The 24,383-nt window shown below is 64.3% G+C and carries 29 protein-coding genes and 1 pseudogene; 13 read left to right on the top strand and 17 right to left on the bottom strand.

Annotated elements, in window-relative coordinates:
* Positions 1 to 121: 121 nt before the first annotated feature.
* Complete coding sequence (locus ACW2Q0_RS17560; RefSeq protein WP_457191365.1) at positions 122 to 1,036, bottom strand: sulfurtransferase; 915 nt, start codon at positions 1,034 to 1,036, stop codon at positions 122 to 124.
* A 166-nt stretch (positions 1,037 to 1,202) separates the two neighbouring features.
* On the opposite strand from ACW2Q0_RS17560, the gene ACW2Q0_RS17555 reads away from it, so the two are divergent.
* On the top strand, positions 1,203 to 1,988 hold the full coding sequence (locus ACW2Q0_RS17555; protein ID WP_457191363.1) for a helix-turn-helix transcriptional regulator: 786 nt from the start codon (positions 1,203 to 1,205) through the stop codon (positions 1,986 to 1,988).
* Here the strand turns inward: ACW2Q0_RS17555 and ACW2Q0_RS17550 are convergent.
* From ACW2Q0_RS17550 to ACW2Q0_RS17540, 3 genes are all read right to left on the bottom strand, one after another.
* Entirely contained in the window at positions 1,914 to 2,549 is a 636-nt protein-coding gene (locus ACW2Q0_RS17550) for a Maf family protein (protein WP_457191361.1), read from the bottom strand. The genes ACW2Q0_RS17555 and ACW2Q0_RS17550 overlap by 75 nt on opposite strands.
* A 4-nt stretch (positions 2,550 to 2,553) precedes the next feature.
* Entirely contained in the window at positions 2,554 to 2,874 is a 321-nt protein-coding gene (locus ACW2Q0_RS17545) for an acyl-CoA carboxylase subunit epsilon (protein WP_457191359.1), read from the bottom strand.
* Positions 2,875 to 2,996: 122 nt separating this feature from the next.
* A complete protein-coding gene (locus ACW2Q0_RS17540) occupies positions 2,997 to 4,637 on the bottom strand; it encodes an acyl-CoA carboxylase subunit beta (protein ID WP_457191357.1) in 1,641 nt (546 codons plus the stop codon).
* Between the two features lie 268 nt (positions 4,638 to 4,905).
* Here ACW2Q0_RS17540 and ACW2Q0_RS17535 point away from each other — a divergent pair, with 268 nt between their 5' ends.
* Both ACW2Q0_RS17535 and ACW2Q0_RS17530 read left to right on the top strand, forming a co-directional pair.
* Positions 4,906 to 5,085, top strand: a complete 180-nt coding sequence (locus ACW2Q0_RS17535; RefSeq protein ID WP_457191356.1) for a hypothetical protein — start codon at positions 4,906 to 4,908, stop codon at positions 5,083 to 5,085.
* A 9-nt stretch (positions 5,086 to 5,094) separates the two neighbouring features.
* Complete coding sequence (locus ACW2Q0_RS17530) at positions 5,095 to 5,895, top strand: biotin--[acetyl-CoA-carboxylase] ligase (protein ID WP_457191354.1); 801 nt, start codon at positions 5,095 to 5,097, stop codon at positions 5,893 to 5,895.
* 81 nt (positions 5,896 to 5,976) lie between these two features.
* Here ACW2Q0_RS17530 and ACW2Q0_RS17525 read toward each other — a convergent pair whose 3' ends face one another.
* On the bottom strand, positions 5,977 to 6,930 hold the full coding sequence (locus ACW2Q0_RS17525) for an acyl-ACP desaturase (RefSeq protein ID WP_457191352.1): 954 nt from the start codon (positions 6,928 to 6,930) through the stop codon (positions 5,977 to 5,979).
* A 275-nt stretch (positions 6,931 to 7,205) separates the two neighbouring features.
* On the opposite strand from ACW2Q0_RS17525, the gene ACW2Q0_RS17520 reads away from it, so the two are divergent.
* The 3 genes from ACW2Q0_RS17520 to ACW2Q0_RS17510 are packed head-to-tail and all read left to right on the top strand — an operon-like array spanning position 7,206 to position 9,803.
* Positions 7,206 to 7,763 (top strand): PH domain-containing protein, encoded by a 558-nt coding sequence (locus ACW2Q0_RS17520; protein WP_457191350.1) that lies wholly within the window; start codon positions 7,206 to 7,208, stop codon positions 7,761 to 7,763.
* A gap of 30 nt (positions 7,764 to 7,793) precedes the next feature.
* On the top strand, positions 7,794 to 8,471 hold the full coding sequence (locus tag ACW2Q0_RS17515) for a response regulator transcription factor (protein WP_040686995.1): 678 nt from the start codon (positions 7,794 to 7,796) through the stop codon (positions 8,469 to 8,471).
* A gap of 18 nt (positions 8,472 to 8,489) precedes the next feature.
* Entirely contained in the window at positions 8,490 to 9,803 is a 1,314-nt protein-coding gene (locus ACW2Q0_RS17510) for a sensor histidine kinase (protein WP_457191347.1), read from the top strand.
* Between the two features lie 59 nt (positions 9,804 to 9,862).
* On the opposite strand, the pseudogene ACW2Q0_RS17505 reads toward ACW2Q0_RS17510, so the two are convergent.
* Positions 9,863 to 10,342 (bottom strand): annotated as a pseudogene (locus ACW2Q0_RS17505) (GtrA family protein); the annotation flags it as partial.
* Positions 10,343 to 10,471: 129 nt separating this feature from the next.
* Between ACW2Q0_RS17505 and ACW2Q0_RS17500 the strand changes: the two are divergent.
* From ACW2Q0_RS17500 to ACW2Q0_RS17485, 4 genes are all read left to right on the top strand, one after another.
* Positions 10,472 to 11,647, top strand: a complete 1,176-nt coding sequence (locus ACW2Q0_RS17500) for a 5-(carboxyamino)imidazole ribonucleotide synthase (protein WP_457191561.1) — start codon at positions 10,472 to 10,474, stop codon at positions 11,645 to 11,647.
* The gene (gene purE / locus ACW2Q0_RS17495) at positions 11,631 to 12,140 is read left to right on the top strand and encodes a 5-(carboxyamino)imidazole ribonucleotide mutase (protein WP_457191559.1); all 510 of its coding nucleotides are present in this window, start codon (positions 11,631 to 11,633) and stop codon (positions 12,138 to 12,140) included. The genes ACW2Q0_RS17500 and purE overlap by 17 nt, the downstream gene beginning before the upstream one ends.
* A 64-nt stretch (positions 12,141 to 12,204) precedes the next feature.
* Entirely contained in the window at positions 12,205 to 12,885 is a 681-nt protein-coding gene (locus ACW2Q0_RS17490) for a TetR family transcriptional regulator (protein ID WP_457191346.1), read from the top strand.
* Positions 12,886 to 13,043: 158 nt separating this feature from the next.
* Positions 13,044 to 14,204 (top strand): acyl-CoA dehydrogenase, encoded by a 1,161-nt coding sequence (locus tag ACW2Q0_RS17485; protein ID WP_457191344.1) that lies wholly within the window; start codon positions 13,044 to 13,046, stop codon positions 14,202 to 14,204.
* A 44-nt stretch (positions 14,205 to 14,248) separates the two neighbouring features.
* Here the strand turns inward: ACW2Q0_RS17485 and ACW2Q0_RS17480 are convergent, their stop codons facing one another.
* The 11 genes from ACW2Q0_RS17480 to ACW2Q0_RS17430 form a co-directional block, all read right to left on the bottom strand.
* A complete protein-coding gene (locus ACW2Q0_RS17480) occupies positions 14,249 to 15,502 on the bottom strand; it encodes a tyrosine-type recombinase/integrase (RefSeq protein ID WP_457191342.1) in 1,254 nt (417 codons plus the stop codon).
* Complete coding sequence (locus ACW2Q0_RS17475) at positions 15,502 to 15,666, bottom strand: helix-turn-helix domain-containing protein (RefSeq protein WP_457191557.1); 165 nt, start codon at positions 15,664 to 15,666, stop codon at positions 15,502 to 15,504. Before ACW2Q0_RS17475 ends, ACW2Q0_RS17480 begins: the two co-directional genes overlap by 1 nt.
* Positions 15,667 to 15,736: 70 nt before the next feature.
* Positions 15,737 to 17,395: a replication initiator gene (locus ACW2Q0_RS17470; protein ID WP_457191340.1), complete on the bottom strand. Its 1,659-nt coding sequence runs from the start codon at positions 17,393 to 17,395 to the stop codon at positions 15,737 to 15,739.
* On the bottom strand, positions 17,395 to 18,024 hold the full coding sequence (locus tag ACW2Q0_RS17465) for a hypothetical protein (RefSeq protein WP_457191338.1): 630 nt from the start codon (positions 18,022 to 18,024) through the stop codon (positions 17,395 to 17,397). Before ACW2Q0_RS17465 ends, ACW2Q0_RS17470 begins: the two co-directional genes overlap by 1 nt.
* A complete protein-coding gene (locus ACW2Q0_RS17460) occupies positions 18,024 to 18,275 on the bottom strand; it encodes a hypothetical protein (protein ID WP_457191336.1) in 252 nt (83 codons plus the stop codon). The genes ACW2Q0_RS17465 and ACW2Q0_RS17460 overlap by 1 nt, the downstream gene beginning before the upstream one ends.
* The gene (locus tag ACW2Q0_RS17455) at positions 18,272 to 18,499 is read right to left on the bottom strand and encodes a hypothetical protein (protein ID WP_457191334.1); all 228 of its coding nucleotides are present in this window, start codon (positions 18,497 to 18,499) and stop codon (positions 18,272 to 18,274) included. Before ACW2Q0_RS17455 ends, ACW2Q0_RS17460 begins: the two co-directional genes overlap by 4 nt.
* Positions 18,499 to 18,822 (bottom strand): hypothetical protein, encoded by a 324-nt coding sequence (locus tag ACW2Q0_RS17450; RefSeq protein ID WP_457191332.1) that lies wholly within the window; start codon positions 18,820 to 18,822, stop codon positions 18,499 to 18,501. The genes ACW2Q0_RS17455 and ACW2Q0_RS17450 overlap by 1 nt, the downstream gene beginning before the upstream one ends.
* Positions 18,819 to 20,123 (bottom strand): FtsK/SpoIIIE domain-containing protein, encoded by a 1,305-nt coding sequence (locus ACW2Q0_RS17445; RefSeq protein ID WP_457191330.1) that lies wholly within the window; start codon positions 20,121 to 20,123, stop codon positions 18,819 to 18,821. Before ACW2Q0_RS17445 ends, ACW2Q0_RS17450 begins: the two co-directional genes overlap by 4 nt.
* Positions 20,124 to 20,358: 235 nt before the next feature.
* On the bottom strand, positions 20,359 to 20,628 hold the full coding sequence (locus ACW2Q0_RS17440; RefSeq protein ID WP_457191328.1) for a hypothetical protein: 270 nt from the start codon (positions 20,626 to 20,628) through the stop codon (positions 20,359 to 20,361).
* A gap of 10 nt (positions 20,629 to 20,638) precedes the next feature.
* Positions 20,639 to 21,280 (bottom strand): DUF2637 domain-containing protein, encoded by a 642-nt coding sequence (locus tag ACW2Q0_RS17435; protein ID WP_457191326.1) that lies wholly within the window; start codon positions 21,278 to 21,280, stop codon positions 20,639 to 20,641.
* 2 nt (positions 21,281 to 21,282) lie between these two features.
* On the bottom strand, positions 21,283 to 21,759 hold the full coding sequence (locus ACW2Q0_RS17430) for a hypothetical protein (protein ID WP_457191324.1): 477 nt from the start codon (positions 21,757 to 21,759) through the stop codon (positions 21,283 to 21,285).
* A gap of 190 nt (positions 21,760 to 21,949) precedes the next feature.
* Between ACW2Q0_RS17430 and ACW2Q0_RS17425 the strand changes: the two genes are divergently transcribed.
* The 3 genes from ACW2Q0_RS17425 (at position 21,950) to ACW2Q0_RS17415 (ending at position 24,065) form a co-directional block, all read left to right on the top strand.
* Complete coding sequence (locus ACW2Q0_RS17425; RefSeq protein WP_457191322.1) at positions 21,950 to 22,813, top strand: GntR family transcriptional regulator; 864 nt, start codon at positions 21,950 to 21,952, stop codon at positions 22,811 to 22,813.
* A 134-nt stretch (positions 22,814 to 22,947) separates the two neighbouring features.
* The gene (locus tag ACW2Q0_RS17420; protein WP_457191320.1) at positions 22,948 to 23,343 is read left to right on the top strand and encodes a kinase; all 396 of its coding nucleotides are present in this window, start codon (positions 22,948 to 22,950) and stop codon (positions 23,341 to 23,343) included.
* Positions 23,340 to 24,065, top strand: a complete 726-nt coding sequence (locus tag ACW2Q0_RS17415; protein ID WP_457191318.1) for a hypothetical protein — start codon at positions 23,340 to 23,342, stop codon at positions 24,063 to 24,065. The genes ACW2Q0_RS17420 and ACW2Q0_RS17415 overlap by 4 nt, the downstream gene beginning before the upstream one ends.
* Positions 24,066 to 24,383: the final 318 nt, after the last annotated feature.

Raw genomic sequence — 24,383 nt, 5'->3', positions numbered from 1 at the left:
GTCACCGATCACATCCGTGACCTTACGTCAGGCCCGGAGGCGGCGGCCTGCGTGACCGCGTAGGGCCGCAACGTCGCGAATCAAATACGGCGATGGGATTGTGATGCGCCCCAGATCACGCCTATCGGGCTCGCGCCGTGCGCGGGCCGGCCGTCGGTGCGTCGCCCGGTTCGTACCCCCTGGCAATCGGCATCCGAACCGAGTTGCCCCATTCGGTCCAGGACCCATCGTAATTGCGCACGTTTTCGAAGCCGAGCAGATAGGTCAGCACGAACCAGGTGTGGCTGGATCGCTCGCCGACCCGGCTGTAGACGACCAGATCGTCGGCGGTCGCGAGCGCGCCGTAGATATCGTCCAATTCGGCGCGGGAACGGAAGCGGCCATCGCTGTGGAAGACCTCGGTCCACGGAATGTTCACCGCGGTCGGAATATGTCCGCCGCGCAGCTCCACGTCCTCGGGATTGACCGGAGGTTGGATCAGTTCACCGGAGTACTCCTCGGGAGAGCGCACATCGATCAGCGGTTTGCCGAGATGGGCGAATACATCCTCGCGGAACGCCCGCGCCGAACCGTCGTCGCGCCGGACTGTCGGATACTCGCTGCGCCTCAGGTACGGCAGGTCGAAAGTGGTGTCGCGAACTTCGGAGATCCACGCGTCCCGTCCGCCGTCGAGTAGTCGCACATCCGGATGACCGAACAGGGTGAAGACCCACAACGCGTGCGCGGCCTGCGCGTTGCCGCGATCGCCGTAGAGCACCACGGTATCGTCGCGCTCGATTCCCTTGGCGCACATCAACTCGGTGAACCGGGCGCCATCGATATAGTCACGCGCAACCGGATCGTTCAGGTCGCCCCGCCAATCGATCTTGGTGGCGCCGGGAACATGACCGATGTCATAGAGCAGGATGTCCTCGTTGGATTCGATGATCTTCAGGCCCGGCGTGCCGATGTTTGCCGACAGCCACTCTGTGGTTACTAGTCGGTGAGGATATGCGTACGAACCGAAAGCAGGATGAGGGTCCGGGGCAACGGGCACGATATGGGTCCTTCACGCGAGGTAGACGGGTGGTTACAGCGGTTTTGGTCTCACGCCGATGTCGGGAGTGAGGCGTTGGTGAAACTCATTTCAGATCACAATCGGCTGAATGGGCGAATAAATCGCACCCTCATCCGATAAAGTCTCCTGGGAGGAGGGGTGAGCTATGTCCGATTCTTGGCCGAGGCGTCGACTGCTCGCGATCCTACGTGGCGCCAGCGAACCTCTCGACGCCCAAGAACTGGCCAGAATCACCGGACAGCACGTCACCACTGTTCGGTTCCATCTGGATGTACTTACCAGGGAATCGCTGGTAAGGCAGTTCCAACAACCACCACGTGGGCGCGGACGCCCACGCATCGGTTACAGCGCGGTTCAGCGATCGGTTGGCTATCAGGAACTGGCCCAGGTGCTCGCCGACCAGCTCGGTCCGGATCTGCGGCGTCGCTCCGAGGCGGCCATTGCCGCCGGACGCGCCTGGGGCGCCAAACTCGACGCGGGCGACCATACGGTCGAATCACTGGAGGACGCCAAGGACGTCACCATGACGCTGATGTCCGAACTCGGTTTCGCACCCGAGCGCGATGCGGCCGCCGACACCGATGAGCAGGTCTTGATCCGGCTCACCGCCTGCCCGCTGCGCGAACTCGCCCGCACGCATTCCGAGGTGGTCTGCGGTGTGCACCTAGGCCTGATCAAAGAAGTGCTCGACCGCAACGGCGTGCGCGGCGAGGTGAATGTCCGGCTGCAACCGTTCGTCGAGCCGGAACTCTGCATGGTCCGATTGGGGCTCATGGCACGGCGAGAGCCGGAGCGTGACGCGACGCCGGTGCCGATCGGCGCGGAGGCCGGGGTGGAGCCGCGGATCGCGCCGCCCTCAACTGGGCGAGTGCCGCCACAGCTGCGCAATGCCGACCCCAACGTCGCCAAGCAGTCGGCGCAACAGTGGTAGTCCTATTCCGATAACGCTCGACGGATCGCCATCGATGCGATCGACGAACCAACCACCCATACCATCGAGGGTGAATGCACCGGCGACCCGCAAGGGCTCGCCGGAAGCGATATAGGCATCCAGCTCTTCGGGTTCGGGTTTGGCGAAATGCACTGTGGTGGAACTGCAGTCGACGGACTCGGCGACGATTTCGCTGTCGCGCATGCGCAGGACGCAATGGCCGGTGATGAGATCCGCACTGTGCCCAGCCATGTCGGACCAGCGGGCCCGCGCCACCTCGGGGGTATGCGGTTTGCCCTGCAGCTCGCCGTCGACCAGCAACATCGAATCACAGCCGACCACAACGCAATCGGCGGCGAAGTCCGGAATCGTGGCGGCCACCGAACGTGCCTTGGCCCGCGCGAGTTCTACCACGACGACTTCGGGCGCCGTACCGGGCGGCAGTGCCGCGGCAACGGCGTCCTCGTCGACATCGGAGATTCGGACGACGGGTTCGATGCCCGCCGAGCGCAACACCGCGCGGCGGGCGGGCGACGCGGAGGCGAGAACGAGTCTCGTCATCCGATCAGTCGCGCAGGTGTGACAGTTGCGGGAAAGCGTACGGAGAGTACGGCGAGGTGCCGCGGTGCATCAGGGTCGGGCGACCCCAGAAGTCGGACGGACCGCCCGGTCCGCTGGGTGCGGCGCTGTTCGCGGCCGCCGACAGTACACATACCAGCGCCGCGATTTCCTCATCGGTCGGCGCACCCTTGATGACTTGGATGAACGGCTGCTCGGCCACCGCCGACGCCGGAGTTGCCGTCGCATCGACCGCATCCGCGATCGGGTCGACTGTGAGGTCCAGTTCGACGGCGGTCAACACATCATCATCTGCCACGGTCGTCACAGGTGCCAGATCCTCTCTCTTTTTCGATCGAGCCCATGCCCTAGTCGAAGACATCATCATCCCCGAATCGACTCATCGCGTCTCTGCAACCAGTGTGCGCGGGCATCGAGGTTATCGCTTGATCACAGCGGAATGTTGCCGTGTTTCTTCGGCGGCAGGGAGACCATCTTGCGTTCGAGCAGACGCAGCGCCGAGACGATCTGACCGCGGGTGTGCGAGGGCGGAATGACCGCGTCGACGTACCCGCGCTCGGCGGCCACATAGGGGTTCACGAGGGTGTCCTCGTACTCGTTCTGCAACTCGAGACGCAGCGCGTCGACATCGTTTCCGCTCTTCTCGGCCTCTTGCAGCTGCTTGCGGTAGACGAAACCAACGGCGCCGGAGGCACCCATCACCGCGATCTGGGCACTCGGCCAGGCGAGGTTCACATCGGCGCCCATATGCTTGGAACCCATGACGTCGTAGGCGCCGCCGTAAGCCTTGCGAGTGATGATCGTGATTTTGCCCACAGTGGCCTCGCCGTAGGCGTAGAGCAGCTTCGCACCGCGCCGGATGATGCCGTTGTATTCCTGGCCGGTACCGGGCAGGAAGCCGGGAACATCGACCAGCGTGATGATCGGGATATTGAAGGCGTCACAGGTGCGCACAAAGCGCGCGGCCTTCTCCGAAGCGTCGATATCGAGGCAGCCCGCGAACTGGGTCGGCTGGTTGGCGACGATGCCGACGCTGCGGCCGTCGATCCGGCCGAAGCCGACGACGATGTTCATCGCGCGCTCGGCCTGCACCTCGAGGAATTCGTCGTCGTCGAGCAGCCGGCGGATGACCTCGTGCATGTCATAGGGCTGGTTCGGCGAATCCGGGATGATCGTGTCCAGCTCGAGGTCCTCGTCGGTGAGCGAATCCTCGATGGAGCCGTTGATCGGGTCGGTGGCCGGGAAGCGCGGGGCCTCGGCGCGGTTGTTGCTGGGCAGGTAGCTCAGCAGATCCTTGACGTAGTCCAGCGCGTCCTGCTCGCCGGAGGCGACGTAGTGCGCGACACCGGATTTGGTCATGTGGGTGTGCGCACCGCCGAGGTCTTCCATGGTGACGTCCTCACCGGTGACCGTCTTGATGACATCCGGTCCGGTGACGAACATCTGGCTGGTGCCATCGACCATGACGACGAAGTCGGTCAGCGCGGGCGAGTAGACGTGTCCACCGGCGGCCGGGCCCATGATCAGCGAGATCTGCGGGATCACGCCGGAGGCCTGGATATTGCGGTGGAAGATCTCGCCGTAGAGGCCCAGCGAGACGACACCCTCCTGGATGCGCGCGCCAGCGCCCTCGTTGATGCCGATCAGCGGGCGACCGGTCTTGAGCGCCAGATCCATCACCTTGACGATCTTCTCGCCGTAGACCTCGCCGAGGCTGCCGCCGAAGACGGTGACATCCTGGCTGAAGATGCAGACGTCGCGCCCGTCGATGGTGCCGTAGCCGGTCACCACGCCGTCGCCGAGCGGGCGGTTGTGCTCCAGCCCGAAGTTCACGCTGCGGTGGCGGGCCAGCGCGTCCAGTTCCACGAAGGAGCCCTCGTCCAGCAGTGCGAGGATGCGCTCGCGGGCGGTCATCTTGCCCTTGGCGTGCACCTTGTCGACCGCGGCCTCACCCATCGGGTGTTTGGCCTCTTCCAACCGATTCCGTAGATCAGCCAGCTTCCCAGCGGTGGTGTGGATATCGGGGGCGCCCGCCGATTCCGATGCGGGCTGGTGCTGGACACTCGTCATGGCTCCGGAGTGTAACCAGTGCCAGTGCTTCTCGGTAACCGAGTGCCGCTTACCGGTCAGTAGAAAACCGCAGCTAGATCATGTTCCAGTCGGTGAATGACCGCAAACTTCCTGGTCGATTACCGAACCGAACGCGGCACTCGATGCCGGGAAAATCAGTGGAGCTGCCGGGCGGTGCCCGGATACCCTCAGGACGTTCGCATTTCAGCGAGTAAGGGGCAACAGGGGTGCGTGGGAGGGCAGCTCAAATCTAGCTGAGGAGCAAATCATGTGGGGTTGGAGCAGCAGGGTAGCCGAGCACGCCGCGGCGACCTCGTGGACCGGTTGGCAGCTCGTGGAAACCGAGCCGACGGTGGTGGATCCGCGGGAGTGGGCGGAGGTCGACGCCGAATCCGATGACGGCATGCGCGTCGCGGCACCGATTCGCGAATACGACCTCGTCGGATAGCCTGCCGGTGTGCACAGGCCACCATTGGATGCAGAGCAGTTGCGGCGCAGTCTCATCGAGTCGCCGGCGCTGTCGTTTTTCTCCCACATCGATGTGGTGGAGTCGACCGGGTCCACCAATGCGGACCTGATCGCTCGGGCCGGGCAGGCCGACGCCGACCACGCGGTACTGCTCGCCGAAACTCAGGAGCACGGCCGGGGTCGGCATGCGCGGACCTGGATCAGCCCGCCGCGCGCACAGATAGCGATGTCGATGTTGGTGCGGCTGCGCGGCATCGAGCCGGCCGCGCTCGGCTGGCTGCCGCTGCTCACCGGTGTCGCCGTGGTGGACGCGCTGCGCTCGAGCGCCGGTGTGGACGCGAATCTGAAGTGGCCCAACGATGTGCTGATCGATGGCCGCAAAGTCGCGGGCATCCTGGCCGAAGTCGCTTCCGGTGGCGGCGCGCCCGCCGTTGTCGTCGGGCTCGGCCTGAACGTCAGTCTCACCGAGGCGGAACTGCCGGTGCCGCATGCCACTTCGCTTATGCTGGCGGGGGCGAAGATGACCGACCGCACCGAGCTCGTGCGGTCGCTGCTGGCCGAATTCGCCCGCCGCTTCACCGCGTGGCGCGACGCGGGTTGGGACACCACCGACCTGATCGGCGTCTACCGCGACCTCTGCGCCACCCTGGGCGCACCCGTCCGCGCCGAATTACCCGGCGGCCAGACCCTCGAGGGCATTGCCACCGATGTCGACACCGCGGGCCGCCTACGCATCGGCGAGCATGTCGTTTCCGCCGCCGACGTAACCCACCTGCGCCCCGGCTACTGATCCCGCCCGGAATCCGCACCCCTTGCGGGGACCCATGAATCCCCGCCCGGGGCGCCGTTGCGCGATAACGGCATCGGCGGATCAGACCGGTTGCATAATGCCGCGCGCCGCCTCACGGGCGAGTAGGCGATCGCGCTGTTCCTCGAACTTGAGGACGTCCTTTTCCAGCTTCTCGAGGAATTCCGCGAGTTCCTGCCGAGCCCGTTCGCCGCGTGGTCCGAAGTCGGTGCGGTCGAAGATGTTCCACTTCTTCAACACTGGCGCCACCACCTCTTCGAGGTGCTGGCGCAGATCGTAGATGCCGTGCTTGGCCATCAGCGCGCCGTTGCGGCGGAAGTTGGGCATGCCGAAGCCGGGCATGATGAAGTTGGCGAGGATCTGGGTGATCGCCGCCATAGCCTGGTCGGGGACCAGATCCAAGCCCGCGCCGCACATGTCACGGTAGAAGATCATGTGCAGGTTCTCGTCGGCCGCGACGCGCTGGAGCATGCGATCGGCGACCTGGTCGTCACAGACCTTGCCGGTATTGCGGTGGCTGACCCGGGTGGCCAGCTCCTGGAACGTCACGTACGCGACATTGACGAGGAATCCGCCCCAGTACGCGGGCGAGGGGATGCCGCGGGTCATATGGATCATGCGCGCCTGTTCGAGTGCGACCGGATCGACGCCACGGGTGACCACAAGGTAGTCACGCATGACGATGCCGTGTCGGTTCTCCTCGGCCGTCCAGCGCCCGATCCAGCTGCCCCACGCGCCGTCCTGGGAAAAGTTCTCGGCGATCAGACGATGGTAGGAGGGCAGATTGTCCTCGGTGAGCAGATTGGTGATCATCGCGGCCTTGGCGACCTCGTTCAGCTTGGACTGCTCCGGCGCCCAGTCCGTGCCGTCCATCGCGGCGAAGTTGCGACCCTCGTCCCAGGGAACATAGTCGTGCGGGTGCCAGTCCTTGGCCATCGACAGATGGCGGTTGAGATTCTGTTCGGCCACCGGTTCGAGTTCTTTCAGGATTTGCAGCTGGGTCAGATCCTTGGTCACACACGCCTCCACGGTTCGTTTTCGACGTCTTGTCAAGCCGGACTTGTCTTTTCACAGGCAGAGCATTGAGCAGAACAAAACGAGAGCTGGTCGAACGACAGAGCCGGGTCGAGCGGTTGCCGCCGGCTCGAAGGCTATGGAGCGATCCTGTGCGGAATCTCGAGGTTACTCGAGAGGCTCTTGCGAGGTCGCGACGGTGGCAGGGTGCCGATTGTGCAGCACGGCACGCGCCGCTGTCCACGCTTTCCGGCATGTTCTCGCGGTAGGGTTCGGGCATGGGTTATCCGGAGGAGGTGCTCGCCCCGGACGAGCAGTTGATACTCCATCGTCATCCGCATTGGAAAATGCTGTTCTGGCCGATCGTGACGCTCATTGTCGCGACCGCACTGGCCGGATTCGCCGGGGGGCTGATCTGGCGCAGGACCGAAGGCACGACCCGTTCGGTTTTGCTGATCGTGGTGCTGGTCGTCTGGCTCGGCATCGTCGGATGGCGTTGTGTCGCACGGATTATCAGCTGGAAGTCGACACACTTCATCGTGACCGACCGCCGGGTGCTCATCCGGCAGGGCGTGATCACCCACACCGGCATCGATATCCCGATGAGCCGGATTTCCAGTGTGCAGTTCCGGCACGGGCTGTTCGATCGCTTGCTCGGCACCGGCACCCTGATCATCGGATCTTCCTCCGAGGAACCGCTCGAATACGACGACATCCCACAGGTGCAGCAGGTGCACGCACTGCTGTACCGCCAGGTGTTCGAGGAGTCCAGGGACCGCGATCCGCGCTGGGACGACCGCGGCCGCAGCGGCACACCCGGGGGCAGTTACCGATGATCTGCCGGTGCAGGTCCGTAATCTGAGCATATGACCGCCGTACTGCTGGCCGAGGACGATGAGGCCATCGCCGCACCGCTGTCGCGGGCGCTTGGGCGCGAAGGCTATTCGGTCACCGTGGAACGCTTCGGGCCCGCGGTGCTCGAACGCGCATTGGAGGGCGATCACGATCTGCTCATCCTCGATCTGGGCCTACCCGGTATGGACGGGCTCGAGGTGTGCCGTCAGGTGCGCGCCCGCGGTGCCGATCTGGCCGTGCTGATGCTCACCGCGCGTACCGACGAGGTGGATTTCGTCGTCGGCTTGGATGCGGGTGCCGATGACTATGTCGGCAAACCGTTCCGCTTGGCCGAGTTGCTTGCCCGAGTGCGAGCGCTTCTGCGGCGCAGCGGAATCGGTGACGAGGCGGTCGAGGTCGGCGGTATCCGGCTGGAGCCCGCGGCGCGCCGGGTGCTGGTGAACGGCGTCGAAGTCGGCTTGGCCAATAAGGAATACGAGCTGCTCAAGGTCTTGATCGATCGGGCGGGCCAAGTGGTGCCGCGCGAAACGATCCTGCGCGAGGTGTGGGGCGACGCCGAGCTGCGCGGTTCGAAGACTTTGGATATGCACATGTCCTGGCTGCGCCGCAAGATCGGCGACGAAGGCCCGATGGCCGAGCGACGCATCGTCACCGTGCGCGGTGTCGGTTTCCGGCTGAACACCGATTGATGATGTGGCACAACTGATATGAGGCGCAGAATCCTGCGATCGATCCTCACCGTGCTGACCATTACCACGGTGGTGCTCGGCGTCCCGCTGATCTACACCGCGTGGCTGTGGGTCGAAGACATCACCCGCAAGGATCTGGAGAGCCGACTGGAGCGGATCGCCGCGGAGATCATCGCCCAGGAACACGGTGACGGGATGGTGCTCGGCGAACTCGATACCCGCCTGGTGCGCCCGCTGATCCCCAAAGACGGCAAGCTGACGATCATCTATCCGGCGCCGCAGGACAATGCCTCCCGGCTCGATATCGGCGCGGAGCAGGTCCACGATCCCGTGGTGCAATCGCTGGCGATGGGCACGAAGGGGTCGCTGCGCCTCGAGGTGCCATCGGGTCCGATGCATGCGCGGCAGATCCAGGCCGTCGCGGTGGTGGCGGTCGCGGTGCTCGCCTCACTGGGCGCGGCGGTATCGGTGGCGATGATCACCGCGCGCCGGGTCGCCGATCCGCTGCGTGACGTGGCGGCCCGTGCCGCCCGACTGGCTATGGGTGACTTCCGGCCGGATCCGCGGCGGCACGGGATTTCCGAACTGGACCGCGTTTCCGATGTGCTCGATTCGGCGACCGTCGAGATCGCCGGGCGGTTGCAGCGTGAGCACGCACTGGTCGCGGACGTTTCCCATCAACTGCGCAGTCGCTTGACCGCGGTGCGATTGCGGCTGGACGAATTGTCCGAGCATTCCGATCCGGCCGTGGTGCACGAGGCCGAGGAGGCGATGGCACAGGTCGACCGGCTGACCGACGCGATCGACGATCTGGTCCGGGCCTCCCGTGACGAGGACGCCGCCGATCGCGATCCGGTACCCGTCATGGACGAACTGCGCGGTGTCGTCGAGGAATGGTCGCATCCGTTCACCGAGGCGGGCCGGATCCTGCGGCTGATCGGCGACGAATCGCTGCGCGCGCCGATCACCGGTTCCCGGCTGCGCGAAGCACTCGCCGTGCTGGTCGACAATGCGTTGATGCACGGCGGCGGCACCTGCACGGTATCGGTGCGCACGGTGCGGACGGTCAGTGATCGCGAGCCCCTGGTGGTGGTGGAAGTCGCCGACGAGGGCGATGGCATTCGTGACGAACTCGCGCCGCACATCTTCGACCGCGGCTTCTCCGCCGGCGGCTCGACCGGTGTAGGGCTCGCCCTCGCCAGGGCGCTCATCGAGGCGGATGGTGGACGATTGGAATTGCAGCGCCGCCGTCCCGCGCTGTTCGCGATGTTCCTCGGATCCAGTGCGTCACAGCGCACGTCGAACGGCGCGCAGGTGCCTGAGCCGCGCTAGCTGCGGTCGAGTTGGTCTTCCTCGAGCAGGTCCTCGAATTCCTCGACGAGTTCGCTGATTTCGTCCGGGAACACCCAGCGTCGCATCGCCCAGAAGCGGAACGCCATCTGCAGCAGATTGCCGATGACGAAGGCGCTGATGAAGTCCGCGATGTTCTCGACGGTGAAGCTCACATCGGGCTGGCGTAGGTCGAAGACGTAGCTGGAGATCCACAGCGGCATGAAGCTCAGCACGACGCCGACGCCGCTGACGCCGAAGAACAGCAGTGCCTCGTGGTGCTTCTCGCGGCCGCCGCGGTTCTTGAACGACCATTCGCGGTTGAGGATGTAGGAGCAGATGACCGCGATCACACCGGAGATGATCTTCGCGGTGACCGGCTTGGTCTCCAGCACGGTCCACTTGAGCACATAGAAGATGCCCGAGTCGATGATGAAGGTGGTCGCGCCGACGACGGCGAATTTGATCAGCTCGTGGTGACGGTAAGCGATCTCCCGCAGGGGCTTGGGGAGGACGTTGACCACATCGTCGACGAAAGACACAAGGCCCGAGTGTACCGGTAGGGATCCCCGCGCTCGGACATGACAAGATGGCACGACGTGAGCGAGCGAATCATCAACACCGTCTCCACGGGAGGCGTGACCTCCCGCCGTTCATTCGATCCTGCCGCCATGCCCACCGTCACCATGATCGGTGGTGGCCAGCTCGCGCGTATGACGCACCAGGCCGCCATCGCGCTGGGGCAGCGGCTGCGGGTGCTGGCCGAGAATCCGGATGACCCGGCCGCACAGGTGAGCCCCGAAGTCGTACTCGGCAGCCACACCGATCTGACCGCGCTGCGCAAGGCCGCTGTCGGCTCGCACGCGCTCACCTTCGATCACGAGCATGTGCCGACCGAACATCTGGAGGCGCTGGTCGCGGAGGGCGTGAACGTGCAGCCGCCGCCACATGCGCTGGTCTTCGCGCAGGACAAGTTGGCCATGCGGACCAGGCTGTCCGAGCTCGGATTGCCGGTGCCCGCCTTCGTGCCGGTCACCGCGGTGGCGGATGTGGTGCGATTCGGTGACGAACACGACTGGCGGATCGTGCTGAAGGCGGTGCGCGGCGGTTACGACGGGCGCGGTGTCTGGATGCCGGCGTCGACGGCCGAGGCCGAGACGATCGTGTCCGATCAGCTGGCGCACGGGGTGCAGCTGCTCGCGGAGGCCAAGGTGGACTTGAAGCGCGAACTGTCGGCGATGGTGGCGCGCTCGCCGTTCGGTCAGGCCGCGACCTGGCCGGTGGTGGAGACGGTGCAGCGCAACGGTCAGTGCGCTGTGGTGATCGCGCCCGCGCCGGACCTGAGCGACGAATTGGCCGCGCAGGCCGAGACCCTCGCACTCAACCTTGCCGCGGAACTCGGTGTGGTCGGTGCGATGGCGGTCGAACTCTTCGAAACCAATGATGGCACCATCCTGATCAACGAACTGGCCATGCGCCCGCACAACTCCGGTCACTGGGGCATGGACGGCGCGTGCACCGGACAGTTCGAACAGCATCTGCGCGCGGTGCTCGACTATCCGCTCGGCGATACCAGTCCGCTGGCGCCGGTCACGGTGATGGCGAATATTCTCGGCGCGGCCGAGGCGCCGACCATGTCGATGGACGAGCGGCTGCACCACCTGTTCGCCAGATTGCCGCAGGCGAAGGTGCACCTGTACGGCAAGGGCGAACGCCCGGATCGCAAGATCGGGCATGTCAACGTGCTCGGCGACGACGTCGCCGCGGTGCGGGAGCAGGCCGAGCGCGCGGCGCATTGGATGTCGCACGCAATGTGGACCGACGGATGGGATCCCCACGGTGAGTAATGCGCAAGTTGGCCTGATCATGGGCAGCGACTCCGACTGGCCGACCATGGAGGCCGCCGCGATCGCCTTGGCGGAGTTCGATATTCGCTTCGAGGTGGGTGTCGTCTCGGCGCACCGTACACCGCAGCGCATGCTCGACTATGCGCGCGAGGCGGCGGGCCGTGGCCTGAAGGTCATCATCGCGGGTGCGGGCGGTGCCGCCCACCTGCCCGGCATGGTCGCCTCCGCTACCCCGCTCCCGGTCATCGGGGTGCCGGTTCCGCTCAAATATCTCGACGGCATGGACTCGCTGCTGTCCATCGTCCAGATGCCAGCGGGCGTCCCGGTGGCCACCGTCTCCATCGGCGGCGCCCGTAACGCGGGACTGCTCGCCGCCCGCATTCTGGCCAGCAACGACCCCGCCCTGCGCACCCGCATGGAACAGTTTCAGGCCGGCCTGGAAACCATGGTCCTGGAAAAGGACGAAGCCCTGCGCACCAAACTTCTCGGCTGACGATTCCGGCGTCGGTATTCAGCCATGCGGATCCGGTATCGGCCGGGCTCAGTACGGTGATGCGGTGGCTATCGAGGAAACCGTTCGGGGGCGTACTGGCGACGATGCGGCCAGGTTTCGGCTGACCGTGGTGGATCAAGCATTGCGGTTGTTCGCCGAGCAAGGGTATGAGGCGACGACCGTGGATGAGATCGCGGAGGCTGCGGGGATTTCGCGGCGGACGTTCTTTCGGCAGTTCCGGTCGAAGGAGGATGTGATTTTCGCCGATCACGAGTCGCAGCTGGCGAAGGCGGCGGAGTTCCTGGCGGCGGCGCAGGGGGATCCCTGGGCGGCGGTATGCGCCGCGGTCGTGCAGGTATTCGAGCGTTTCACCCAGTGGCGCGAGATCGCCGAGCGGCGGTATCGGGTGGTGCGGAAGGTTCCCGCACTGCGCGAGCGCGAGATCGTGACCGTGTTCCGGTACCAGCGGTTGTTCACCGACTATCTGCGCGAGCGGCTGCCGGAGGTGCCGGATCTGGCGCGGGTGCAATTCACGGCTGCGGTGACGGCCACCCACAACTACTTGCTGCGGCGTATGGTGCGCGGCGAGTCGGATGCGGGAACGGCGGATCTGCGCGAGGAGTTGTCGGCGATTCCGCGTGGGCGCGGGTCGGGGTCGACGGAGATGGTGGTCGCGGTGTTTCCGAGGGATATGCCGCCGCGGCAGGTGGCGGACCTGGTGACACGGCAGCTCGGTAGGTTGTGATGAGAGTCAACTTATGCCCTATATGACACTGAGTGCCGGTTTGCCAGGCCACTTGACGTGTTTTCTGGGCGTATATTGAATGAAATCTTGGCACTGAGTGTCGAGCGCTGGAAACTCCGATTCAGCACAATCGCGACCGACAAACAGGAGTGTGTCCCATGGCGGGGAACCCCGATTTCAACCTCTTCCAGCTCGAGGACTTCCACGATGAACTGCGTGCGGCCATCCGCGGACTGGCGGAGAAGGAAATCGCTCCGTACGCCAAGGACGTCGACGGCAACGCCCGCTTCCCGGAGGAGGCACTGACCGCGCTCAACGCCACGGGCTTCAATGCGGTGCACGTGCCCGAGGCCTACGGCGGCCAGGGTGCGGACTCGGTCGCCACCTGCATCGTGATCGAAGAGGTCGCCCGCGCCTGCGGTTCGTCCTCGCTGATCCCGGCGGTCAATAAGCTCGGCACGATGGGCCTGATCCTCAACGGCTCCGACGAGCTCAAGCAGAAGGTGCTGCCGGACATCGTCAACGGCGATATGGCCTCCTACGCGCTGTCCGAACGAGAGGCCGGCTCTGATGCCGCCGGCATGCGCACCCGGGCCAAGCAGGACGGCGACGACTGGATCATCAACGGCTCCAAATGCTGGATCACCAACGGCGGCAAGTCTTCCTGGTACACCGTCATGGCGGTAACCGATGCGGACAAGGGTGCCAACGGCATCTCCGCATTCCTGGTGCACAAGGATGACGAGGGCTTCGTCGTCGGCCCGCTCGAGCACAAGCTCGGCATCAAGGGCTCGCCGACCGCCGAACTGTACTTCGAGAACTGCCGGGTGCCGGGTGACCGCATCGTCGGCGCGCCGGGCACCGGCTTCAAGACCGCGCTGCAGACCCTCGACCACACCCGTCCGACGATCGGAGCCCAGGCCGTCGGTATCGCGCAGGGCGCGCTCGACGCCGCGATCGAGTACACCAAGGACCGCAAGCAGTTCGGCGCCGCGATCGCCGATTTCCAGAATACCCAGTTCATGCTCGCTGATATGGCGATGAAGATCGAGGCCGCCCGCCTCATGGTCTACACCTCCGCGGCCCGCGCCGAGCGCGGCGAGAAGAACCTCGGCTTCATCTCCGCCGCCGCCAAGTGCTTCGCCTCCGACGTGGCCATGGAGGTCACCACCAATGCCGTGCAGCTCTTCGGCGGCGCGGGCTACACCACCGACTTCCCGGTGGAGCGGATGATGCGTGACGCCAAGATCACCCAGATCTACGAGGGCACCAACCAGATCCAGCGTGTCGTCATGTCGCGCGCACTGCTCAGAGGCTGATTCCGCCGATCGAGGGCGGTTCGTGCTGATCAGGTGTCGCATCTCTAGGCCGTCCACAGGCCGTCAAGGAGTGCGGGCCGTCTACTGAACATGCCTTCGATCGCACGCCGTGCACGCTCATAGCTCGACGGCACCAGGTGCGTATAAACGCGCAACGTGAATCCCGGATCTTCATGGCCGAGGTACTCGGCCAGCTCGGTGACCGAGCAACCATCCGCCAACAGCATCGACGCAAACAGGTGCCGCAATGCGTGCATGCCGTCGATCCGTGGGCGATACTCCAGACCCACATTCCGGAATGCGGCCTGCCATACCACCTTCGTGAACAGGTCGCCGGTGTAGAGCCGACCCGCCTCACCGGTCATGAGCAACCGCACCGTCACCAGCTCGCCATCCGGCTTACCCCATGGCAAGGTCACCACGCTCGGAGGAAATTGCCACGAATGGTCGTCAATCCCCGTGAGCACCGCATCGGCCACCGGCACAGTCCGAGTCTTGCCGCCCTTGGGGAGAGCGAACATCATGACACCATCGACAGTCTTGATCTGGCGCTCTACCCGGATGACCTTCGCATCGCGGTCGACATCGTCGGGAGAGAAACCCAGAATCTCGCCTTGCCGAAGTCCAGCACCAGCACCGAGATCGGCCACGATCCCGAACCGGGGCTCCATCCCATATCTCACTGTGTGCAAGCGATCCTCCGGCCAGACAACTACTTTCGGGCTACGAGCGACCGGGCGCCGAACCGTCTTCACCTTGCAGGGATTCCGGCGGATCACCTTGTCGTCCACCGCCGAGTCACACACCGATGACACGATGGTGAATAGCACCGCTTGATAGTTTTCGGACAACCCTCGCTCGATCATTCCGGCGACGAAATCGCGAATAGTCGAAGGCTTTTCGATCGTGTCGAACGTGAAACTGCCTAGAGCCGGATAGATCTGCCGTTCCAACCGACTCCGCAGCGCCTCTCGGGTGGCCGGATCAGATGACTGTGCCTTGAACCAGCTTTCCGCCTGTTGCCGAAACGTCTTACGCGAAGCTCGTGGGTCGATGTATTTACCCTCGCGCTTGTCCGACTCGACCTCGATCAGGAAATCATCGGCGCGTTTGCGTTGCCGATCCGGAAACGACTTGGATCGTTCCGCACCGTCCGGGTCGATGTAGCGAACGCGGTAACGCAGACCACGCCCGTACAGTTCGGTCTTTTCCATGACCGGTTTGCCGCGCCCATTGACGATGACCTTGCCATCCTCATCACGTGTCGGCCGCCACCAGCGATCGTCTACGTGGCCCATCAGGCAGCCTCATCCTGATCAGCCCATGCGCGAAGTCTCGCCGGGTTGTAGCGCAGGTGACGACCCACCTTTTTGACCGGCGGTCCGCCTCCCGCCCACTTCCACTGATAGAGCGTCTTGATAGGTACACCGAGGAAGTAGGAAGCTTCCTCCACTGTCCACATCCGATTGTCGGGTAGTTCCACCGTTATCCCCCTACGCTACTTGCCGAATTTCTGAATCTTCTTGCATGCCTTATGGATTCGCGGCCATCCTGGCTTTCAGGTACTCGGCGCGCCATGTGGTTCGTTGGGATATGGCGGCCATGATCAGGTGTTCGCGCAGGGGCCGGGATTGGTCGCCGGGTTCGACCGGGGTGACCTTCACATGGCTGGTGTCGGGTTTGACGATGCCGACATCGGCCAGGAGTTGCCGAACGAAATCGGCACGGTCGGCCTTGTGATCCGAGAGGGTCTTGCCGCTCCACCGCCGCGAGACCAAGACCCGGCGACCGGGCAGGCCGAGGGTATCTCGGCGGTGGGCTTTGCCCTTGCAGCGTCCGGGAATGGTTTTGTCGCTGGCGCCCTTGGGGACGATGCCGTACCGCAACCAGACCGCGCATTTCGGTGAGCACGGGGTGTGTTTGAGCTCGGTGTGTAACCGGTCGTAGTGCACGGAGGTGCGCACCGAATCGGTGTCCAGGACCTCGCTGATCGACTTGGTGAGGTATTTCGTGGCGTAGCCGATGGCGCGGTCGGCGTCCTTGCCGGGAACATGGCCGCGGATGTCGCCGGGGTCCATGCGTGCCCCGAACTGCACGGTGTAGGCCGGTTCGAGGTCATCGATGGTGTCGAGAACGTCCAGGGCGTCATCCCAGCCCTGCAACGGTGCCTTCGTGTCCGGGTCCACGAAGGTCATCACCTTGTGGTCCCAGACCGGCATCCGATCCCCGGAATACACCTCGTTCTGCGGGTCGAAGTGCGGCCACCACACTTGGTGGTAGGTCGCCGCGGTGACCAGTTTCAGGATGTCGCGCGGGATCGCGGTCCGCAGCAGCACGTGAATGTGCGGGGCACCACGCTTTTGCGGTTCCACGGCCGCGAAGTACTGCACGTCGTAGCCGACCGCGCGGCGCAGGTTCTGAATCCAGCGGTCGAACAACGCCGAGAAGAACACGATGTCCCGTGCGGCGCTCGGGTAGTCGTACTCATCGGGCCGACGCGGGGACCCATCCGAGCAGGGCTTGCCGTCCTTGTCGACCGCGCCATCGTGGTTGATCGCACCATAGGACGGCATGGTGAGGGTGACCATCATCGAGGGCCGGTACTTGCCGCCATAGATACGCCCGATGGTGTTGCGCGTGACCTTCTTACGCGGCAGATCCGGCACATCCTGGCGCCGCTTGGTGGAACGAGCACGCCGCTTGGCCGGTTTCGGATCCAGTGCGGGCAGCGGGCCACGCAGACCACAGGCCCGCAATTCCTTGTCGAGATCGGCGACGATTTCCCGGATCGCGGCCATCAGATCTTCGTCGCCGTCGTCTTTCGCCTCCAAGTATTGGGTCGCGAGATCGGCTCTGGCGGTGAGCAATTCGGTTTGCCACTCGGTCGGTTCACGCTTCTCGGCCACCGGTTCGGTATCGGCGTGCCAGCCTTCCCGGCATTGGGTGATCCGCAGATAGCGGGCCTTGTCCGCACACGGCTTGCACACCGATGCCACGGTTGCCTTGCAGGGTGCCCCGATGTAGGAGACGGTCCCGGTGTGCGGATCCTCGGTACGCATCGTGACCGGTCGCACGCACACCCCGAATTTCTCGGCCGCAGCGACGGCGACTTCATACAGGTTGGGCAGGGCGCGACGCTCGGCCGCGGTTTCGCGGCTCTTGGCTTCCGTGGTGGTGTCGGTGTTGGTCATCAGGCAGCGTCCTTCCACCAGTGGCCACCGTCGATACGGGGCAGCTCGATCGCTTCGGCGAGTGAATCCGAGTGCCGCATCACCAGTTCCACGGTTGCGGGACCGGCGATGGTGGCGCGGCATTCCAGGGCACCGAAGGCGTGTGCCAGGTGCTCGACACGGTTTTCCCAGTCGGCGGGGCAGTGGCCTTCCAGCATCCGCACCCGCAACCGGTCCACCGAATCGCCGACCTCCACACTGCGCAACGGTGGGATAAGGGTGTGCTCACCCCGGTCGATGCTCAGACCGCAGGCCGTCATGAGCCGGGTCCAGCGACGCCTGTAGCGCCACCAGGTCAGGAACCGGTGCCGTGCCCGCGAGGTGATCCACCGCTCGAAGGTCTCCGGATGCTTCGCACGCCAGAGCACCATCCCCGCGATGGACACCCCGACCACCACGACAGCCCATCCCCAGCCGAGGAAACGGCCGGCCGCGACCGCCAACCCCAACGGCAGCGACACCATCGGGAACAACACCGCCCACCAGGCGATCACCGCGACAGCCTTGATGATCAGCCACACCAGTTCCAGCAGTGCCTGCGCGATCACGTCGGACGGGTCGGTGTCGCGTTGTTGGGTTTTCGTGGCCATCACAGCAGCCCCCTCGCCGCGGGTTGGATATCGAAGTCGAGGCCCAATTGGGTCGGTACCGGTGCCTCATCGATCCAGCGACGCCACAACTCTTCATCTGAATCCCGGTACACCACAACCACTTTCGATCCACGAGCCGTGTTCAGATTGCTCGCGTAGAGAGTGGCGTCAGTGACGTTGCGGGCCTTCGGCAAGGGTTTGACCTGCTCACCGATCAACACACCCCACTGCACGGGCTTACGGGCGCTCATGCCGCCCACCGCCAATCGGACTCATCGGAGTGATCGCCGTCGTTGTCGATGGCGTCATCCCAGCCGGGAAGATCCCCGGTTTCCGCGAGCAGGTGCACCGCGACCGCGATCGAGTCCAGGCCCGAACGCTCCAGGTGGCAGCGGCGTACCGAGCGGATGTCGAGAACAGCGTCGATATCGTCATAGTCGAAACCGTCGATGTCGTGAGTACGGCGAATGGTCATCACAGAGCCTCGATTTCGGGGACGCCGCACACCGTGCAGGTGCGCGAACGGGTGGAGACGCCGAGCAGCCGTTTCGTGGTCTGCCAGGCTTCAGGGAAGGAATGGCCGTGGTCTTCGCAGCGGGCAGCGGCCAGGCAGCCGTCACAGAGCACCTTGTCGCCGTCGTAGATCCAGCCGACACCAGCCGATCGAGCGTTGAGGTAGTGCACGGCCTGATGCACGGAGTCGAAACACACCGACTCACCGGAGTTTTCGGCGTAGATGTCGCCGCAGCCGTCGCAGTAGATGACGACATGGCATTCAGTGACGAACCCGCGCTTCATGCCGCCACCGGCCCCTCGTCGCCGAGGTCATCGGGATCGAAACCCGTGTAATCCTCAGTAGGACCGACGATTTCGGGTGCCGGAGAGTAGAGCTCGACAATGCGGTCGATCGCGTCATCGGAGACCCAGAACGCCCGCACCCGCACGAACTCGGTGGTGCCGTCCTCGCCGACATAACCGACACCGGGCGTGTGCTCGGAGATCCGGTCACAGTGGGCGCCACGATCGCGGGAGCCTTGACCGTGCACCATCGTTGTTTGGGTCGGTTCATCCAGGCGCAGCCCGATCCGGATCGGGAACAACTGCCGATTCGGCATCGTCTCTTTCGACGGGTCCTGCAACGCGGCCACGACCGACACCGCGGCAGCGCGGCCCTGTGACAGCAACATCCCGGTCAGGCGCCGGAACTCTTCTTGCTGTTCGCGGGTGGCATAGGACGACAACGCCGCCGCTTCATCGATGATGATCAGGATCAGTGGTTCATCCGGGGTCGGGACATGCTTGCGGATACCGGCGTGGCGCATCCCGGCGAGTCGTTCACGCATGGTCTGCTCGGCCTCGCGCAGCATCGCCAGGATCGTGGTCGTGTCGGTGGCGAAGCGGACGAACAGCCGATCCTCACCCGCGCCGAATTCCGCGCCGCCCTTGGGATCACCCAGGTACACATCCACCAACCCGGCCTTGATCGCAGGCCCGAGACCCGCCACCAGCGACCACAACACCGAGCCCTTACCCGAACCGGTGGCACCGGCGAGCAGGATGTGCCCGTAGAGGACCCGCAGCCGCCAGGTATCGAAGTCCTCGGTCACCCCGACCGGGACCGCCTCCAGGTCCACCCCGCCCGGAACCACCTCCGACACCGTTGTCGGCGCAGCGAGGGTGTCGAACACCCGCACCTGGAGACGGACCCAGCTGGGCTCGGGTGACACCACGCTCACCCCGGGAACACGCAGATAGGTGGCGAACTGGTCGAGAACTTCGTCGTTGTTCCAGTCCGACAGGGACTGACCACCCAGCATCAACAGGTCCACATCGAGGCCGTGATCGGTGTAGTAGTAGCCCTCGAGGTAGGGGAATCCGCCCTCGATCGACCCCAGGCCCAGCGCGGCGAGCATCAGGTTCGTCTGCGGCGGGTCCGCCAGAATCGAGACTGCCGTATCCAATCCGGGCGGCGCCTGAGCCGCGATATCCGCCGCGGTGACCGGACGGGCACCAGGACCGGCACCCAGCCGGGACCAGTAGGCCAGCACCGCCGCACCTGTTGCCGCACCAGCAGACAGCAACGCCAACGTTGTCGACATCACGCCCCCTCAGCGTCAGAGGGCTTGCCCAGCTCACAGAACAGGCGGCAGCCGTTCGAATCCGCAGGCGGGGCAGGCTGATCGCAGAACATCACGCACTCACGCGGCGAACGCTTGTGCTGGTCGTCACAAAACATCACGCACCGAGGCGATTCCGGGGCCGCGATCGCAGCCGGGGCAGTCGCGGCCAACAGCGGGACGAACAACACCCCAGCGAGTACAACTTTCGTGATCATCACGCCGCCGCCTTCACCAGATCGACACGCGACTGAGCGGCTTCCCGGTCCGCGAGTGCTTCCAGCAGGTCAGCGATACCGAGATCGAGCAGGTTCCGCAGGCCCTGAGCTTGCTCGATCGTCAGCTGCATCCCGCACGCGGGACCGAAATCGATGTGCAGCTTGCCGTTCCAGTAATGGACTTCGAACGAGACATGATGGGCGGCCATCGTCACCAGCACGTCATCGTCGGCGCCGGTTGTGTGCCGTGGGTAGAACTTCTCGGACATGGGGAACTCCTCAGGACATTGCCAGCGGCAGCGCTTCTTGCACCGGCCGCACAGGACGAACAGGACGCACCGGCGTAGGAACCGGACGAGGACGAACAGGAGCCACCACCGCCACCGGCTCCGCAACAGCGGCGGCAACGGGTTCGGACGCAGAGGCGTGGGTTGGTTGGTCAGCCACCTCATCAGCGACCGATGCAGCAGCCGGGACAGGTGTTGGAGCCGAATTGTGTTGTGCCGCACGAAGCAGCACAGCCAGGCCATGCGTGTCCGCGAGCAGCGATATCGGGGCGATAGCGGCCACCGTCGCCGACAGGACCGCCGAGGCCCACACCGGCAGGGTGATGCCGGAGACGACCGCGTGCAGGCAGTTGCCCACGATCGACACCGCCGCGCCGATGATCAACAGCCGCACGAAGTAGCGGCGATCCGGGCTGTTGGCCAGCACCAACGTGCCCAGGGTGGCCAGCAGGATCGTGCCGTCGATGACGACCGGCAGCAGCCACGCATCACCACGCGGGATGTGAGCCAGCACGGCCAGGTCTTGCAACGTGGCGAAGGACAACCGGAACGCGGCAGCCCCGACGCCGACGATGGTTATGACCGCGAACACACGAACGAGCAGCATGCTCGCGGTCGCCACGTTGAACCTCATGACTACGCGGCCTTAGAACCCGGGATATCGGCCGGAGCCTGCTTCGAACCGGAGTTGTCGCCCTTGATCCCGGTCGCCCGGAACTTGTAGGTGACATACGAGAAGTTCTTGTCACCCGAACCCTGCCGGACAACCACCGGTTCGGCGGTCAAACCCTCCAGCTCGATCATCCGCATCCCGGTACCCGGAACGATCTCCTTCGACGCCGGTACCGGCTGATGCGAGGCGACGAACACGATCTGGAACGAGGCACGCGCAGCCTTACCCTCGTTGCCCTCATGCGGGTCGGTCACCGACGCCGACCACAACGGCAACCCCGTGCCGTTCCCGTCCTTGTCGAAGTCGAAAACACCCTCCACCGCCGCACGCGGATCCGGGTTGTACTTCGTCATCTGCGTGATCTCCCCCAGCAGCACCAAACCCTGCGGGAACGCATCCTTGAACTCGATCGGGAACCGGTAACCCCTCATGATTGCCATTGCTTCTCCTTGGCTTGACTTCCGCACCGTGTGTGCGCCGTATCACTACGGTAGCAGTTGCTTTCCAGTGAAAGCAACTACTTTCCATAGTGAATATGCAGCTACTGCGCACTTCGGCATAAGCCCAGGTAAAGCGAGGAAAGACGACTGCTATCCTCACAGAGGCAACTGCTACTCACGAAGGAGCACCGTGACCGGTCCCGACCACACCCCGGTTCCACCGGCCCACTTGCGCATCGCTCACGCCATCCGAGCCGACATCGAGGCTGGCCGCCTGCGCGATGGTCAACGACTTCCGTCTACCCGAGAACTCGCGAAGCAATGGCAAGCCAGCCAGCTCACGATCACGAAAGCGATGGACCAGCTAGCCGACGACGGCTACGTAGCGAGTCGTGAGCGATCAGGCCGTGTCGTCACTACACCGACAGCGCTCAGTTTGGCTATGTCGACACCGGTACGCCCAGGACGCCCACGAGTCGTCTACGTCGGCGGGTACCCCGGGAGCGGCAAGAGCGAGTTCGGCCGCGTTCTTGCACGCGAGACCGGATGGGCAATCCTCGACAAGGACACGATCGCACGCCCGATCATCGAACCGGCCCTTGAAGATCTGGGCGAGAGCATCAACGATCGCGAATCCGACACCTATTTGAATCGAATTCGACCACGCGAATACGAGGCCCTTGCCGCTGTCATTCAGGACAACATCGAGTGCGGCAACTCGGTGATCGCGGCTGCACCGTATCTCCGCGAATTCAATGACAAGGCTTGGATCGACCGCGCAACCGCGCGTGCAGCGACATCAGGAGCCGATACGACATTCGCTTGGGTCCGATGCACCCCCGATACGATGCTGACTTATCTCCGGCACCGGGGTGCGGGCAGGGATGGCTGGAAGCTGTCCCATTGGGAGGAATACGCGGCTCGAATCGATGAGTCATACCGACCCGCAGCTGAACATGTTGTGATCGAAAACGATCCGGACAGCGAGCCACTACGTACGCAGGCCCAGCATCTGATCGAGAAGTTCCGACGGGAAGCGATACCGTCCCAATGAGTCACGGCGTAATCCTCTATGGCGCACCAGCATCCGGCAAGGACACAGTCACCGCTGCGCTTACAACTGCGGATCACCGATTTCGGCTGTACTACCGCCTGAAGGCTGGCCCTGGCAGGACCGATGGATACCGCATGACGACTCCTGAGGCGCTTGATCTTCTAGCGGAGCATGGCCAAATCATTTGGCAGAATGAACGTTACGGCTCGCGCTATGTCATTGACCGCGGTCATCTGCTTGAGATGATTAGTGCCGATGCGATCCCCGTCATCCATGCAGGGCAGCCTGAAGTCATCTCCGCAGTACGCAGCGCCTTTCCTCAGACAACATGGATTATCGCGCAGCTGTGGTGCCCGCCCGATATCGCACGATCGCGGATCGTTGAACGCGGCACAGGCGACGTTGATGCCCGACTTGCCGCATGGGAGGCTACGCCGCTCCTGGAAGACGCCCACCTCAACATCGACACATCATTGTCCGCCCCAACCGAATCAGCGGACGCAATCCGCCGCGCCATGGAGTCCGAGTGACCGTCTTCGATGTAGTTGTGCCCGCGCTCACCATTCAGACAAGCGATGGTTCTATCGACTTCGCCGCCACGCGAAGGTACGCGGAGCGAGCCGCCGCAACCTGGGTCGATTACCTCATTCTCTCGGGATCAACCACGCGAGGCGACCTGCTGACTCCCGACGAACGCGCCGCCATCATCGACCTATGGCTTGATGTCGCCGAGCCAGCTCGATTGCTTCCATGCTGCTGGGAACCCGCGGACATCGAGCACGCTGTAACTCGGATGGTCACACCGATGGCCGTGTTGCAGCATCGCGACCACGTCAGCGCGCTGCAATTTATCCGCGAATTGCCAACTGGCACAGCTATTTACAGCCATCCGATGTTTGGCGGTACTGTCTTCGACGCTGCACTCGCACGCGATGCTCGCGCCGCCAACGTCTTACCGGTCGGCGGAAAGCTCGCCAAGATCAACACGGATCAGGTACGTACCATCCGCGAAGCTACGGGCAACGCCTTTCAACTCTGGGACGGGTCGTCCCGACGAATTGCGGCCTCTGTTCGCGCAGGCGCAACAGGTATCGTCGCCACACCGTTAAGTCCCTTCGGGGAGAACTTCCCCGCCAAGGACACCGCAGCGATCCAACTTGCAGTTGACCCTATCCAGTCAGCCCTCGACTCTTTGGCTACTCGAATGGACCGCACCAAGGCGCTGATACAGCAGGCAACCAGCGCAATCTGATATTCGCTACCGACTTCTTGAGGGCACCACTTACACTGAATCTGTCACGCGAGTGATGCTGGGCGGTGAGACGCCGGGTGCAACCGACGCCTCACCTGATGGGTTACTTAGCCCGCAGCCAGCGGACCAGCATGAGCGCCCCGGCGATCACGGCAGCAACCGTCAAGACGATGCCGTAGTCGACCGGGGCCTTGCTCTTTCTCCGGCGATGTTTCGCCATCCCCACCACCTCCCTCCTGGGCGCGGTGTCTGGACCAATGTCCACCGCCCCTCGAAGAGAGGTGCCATCACCCTACGCCAGTCCGCCGACCAGAACCC

It is taken from the genome of Nocardia citri, from assembly GCF_054065835.1.
Note: the sequence above shows the minus strand (reverse complement) of the source record. Positions and strands in the feature narration are given on the sequence as shown.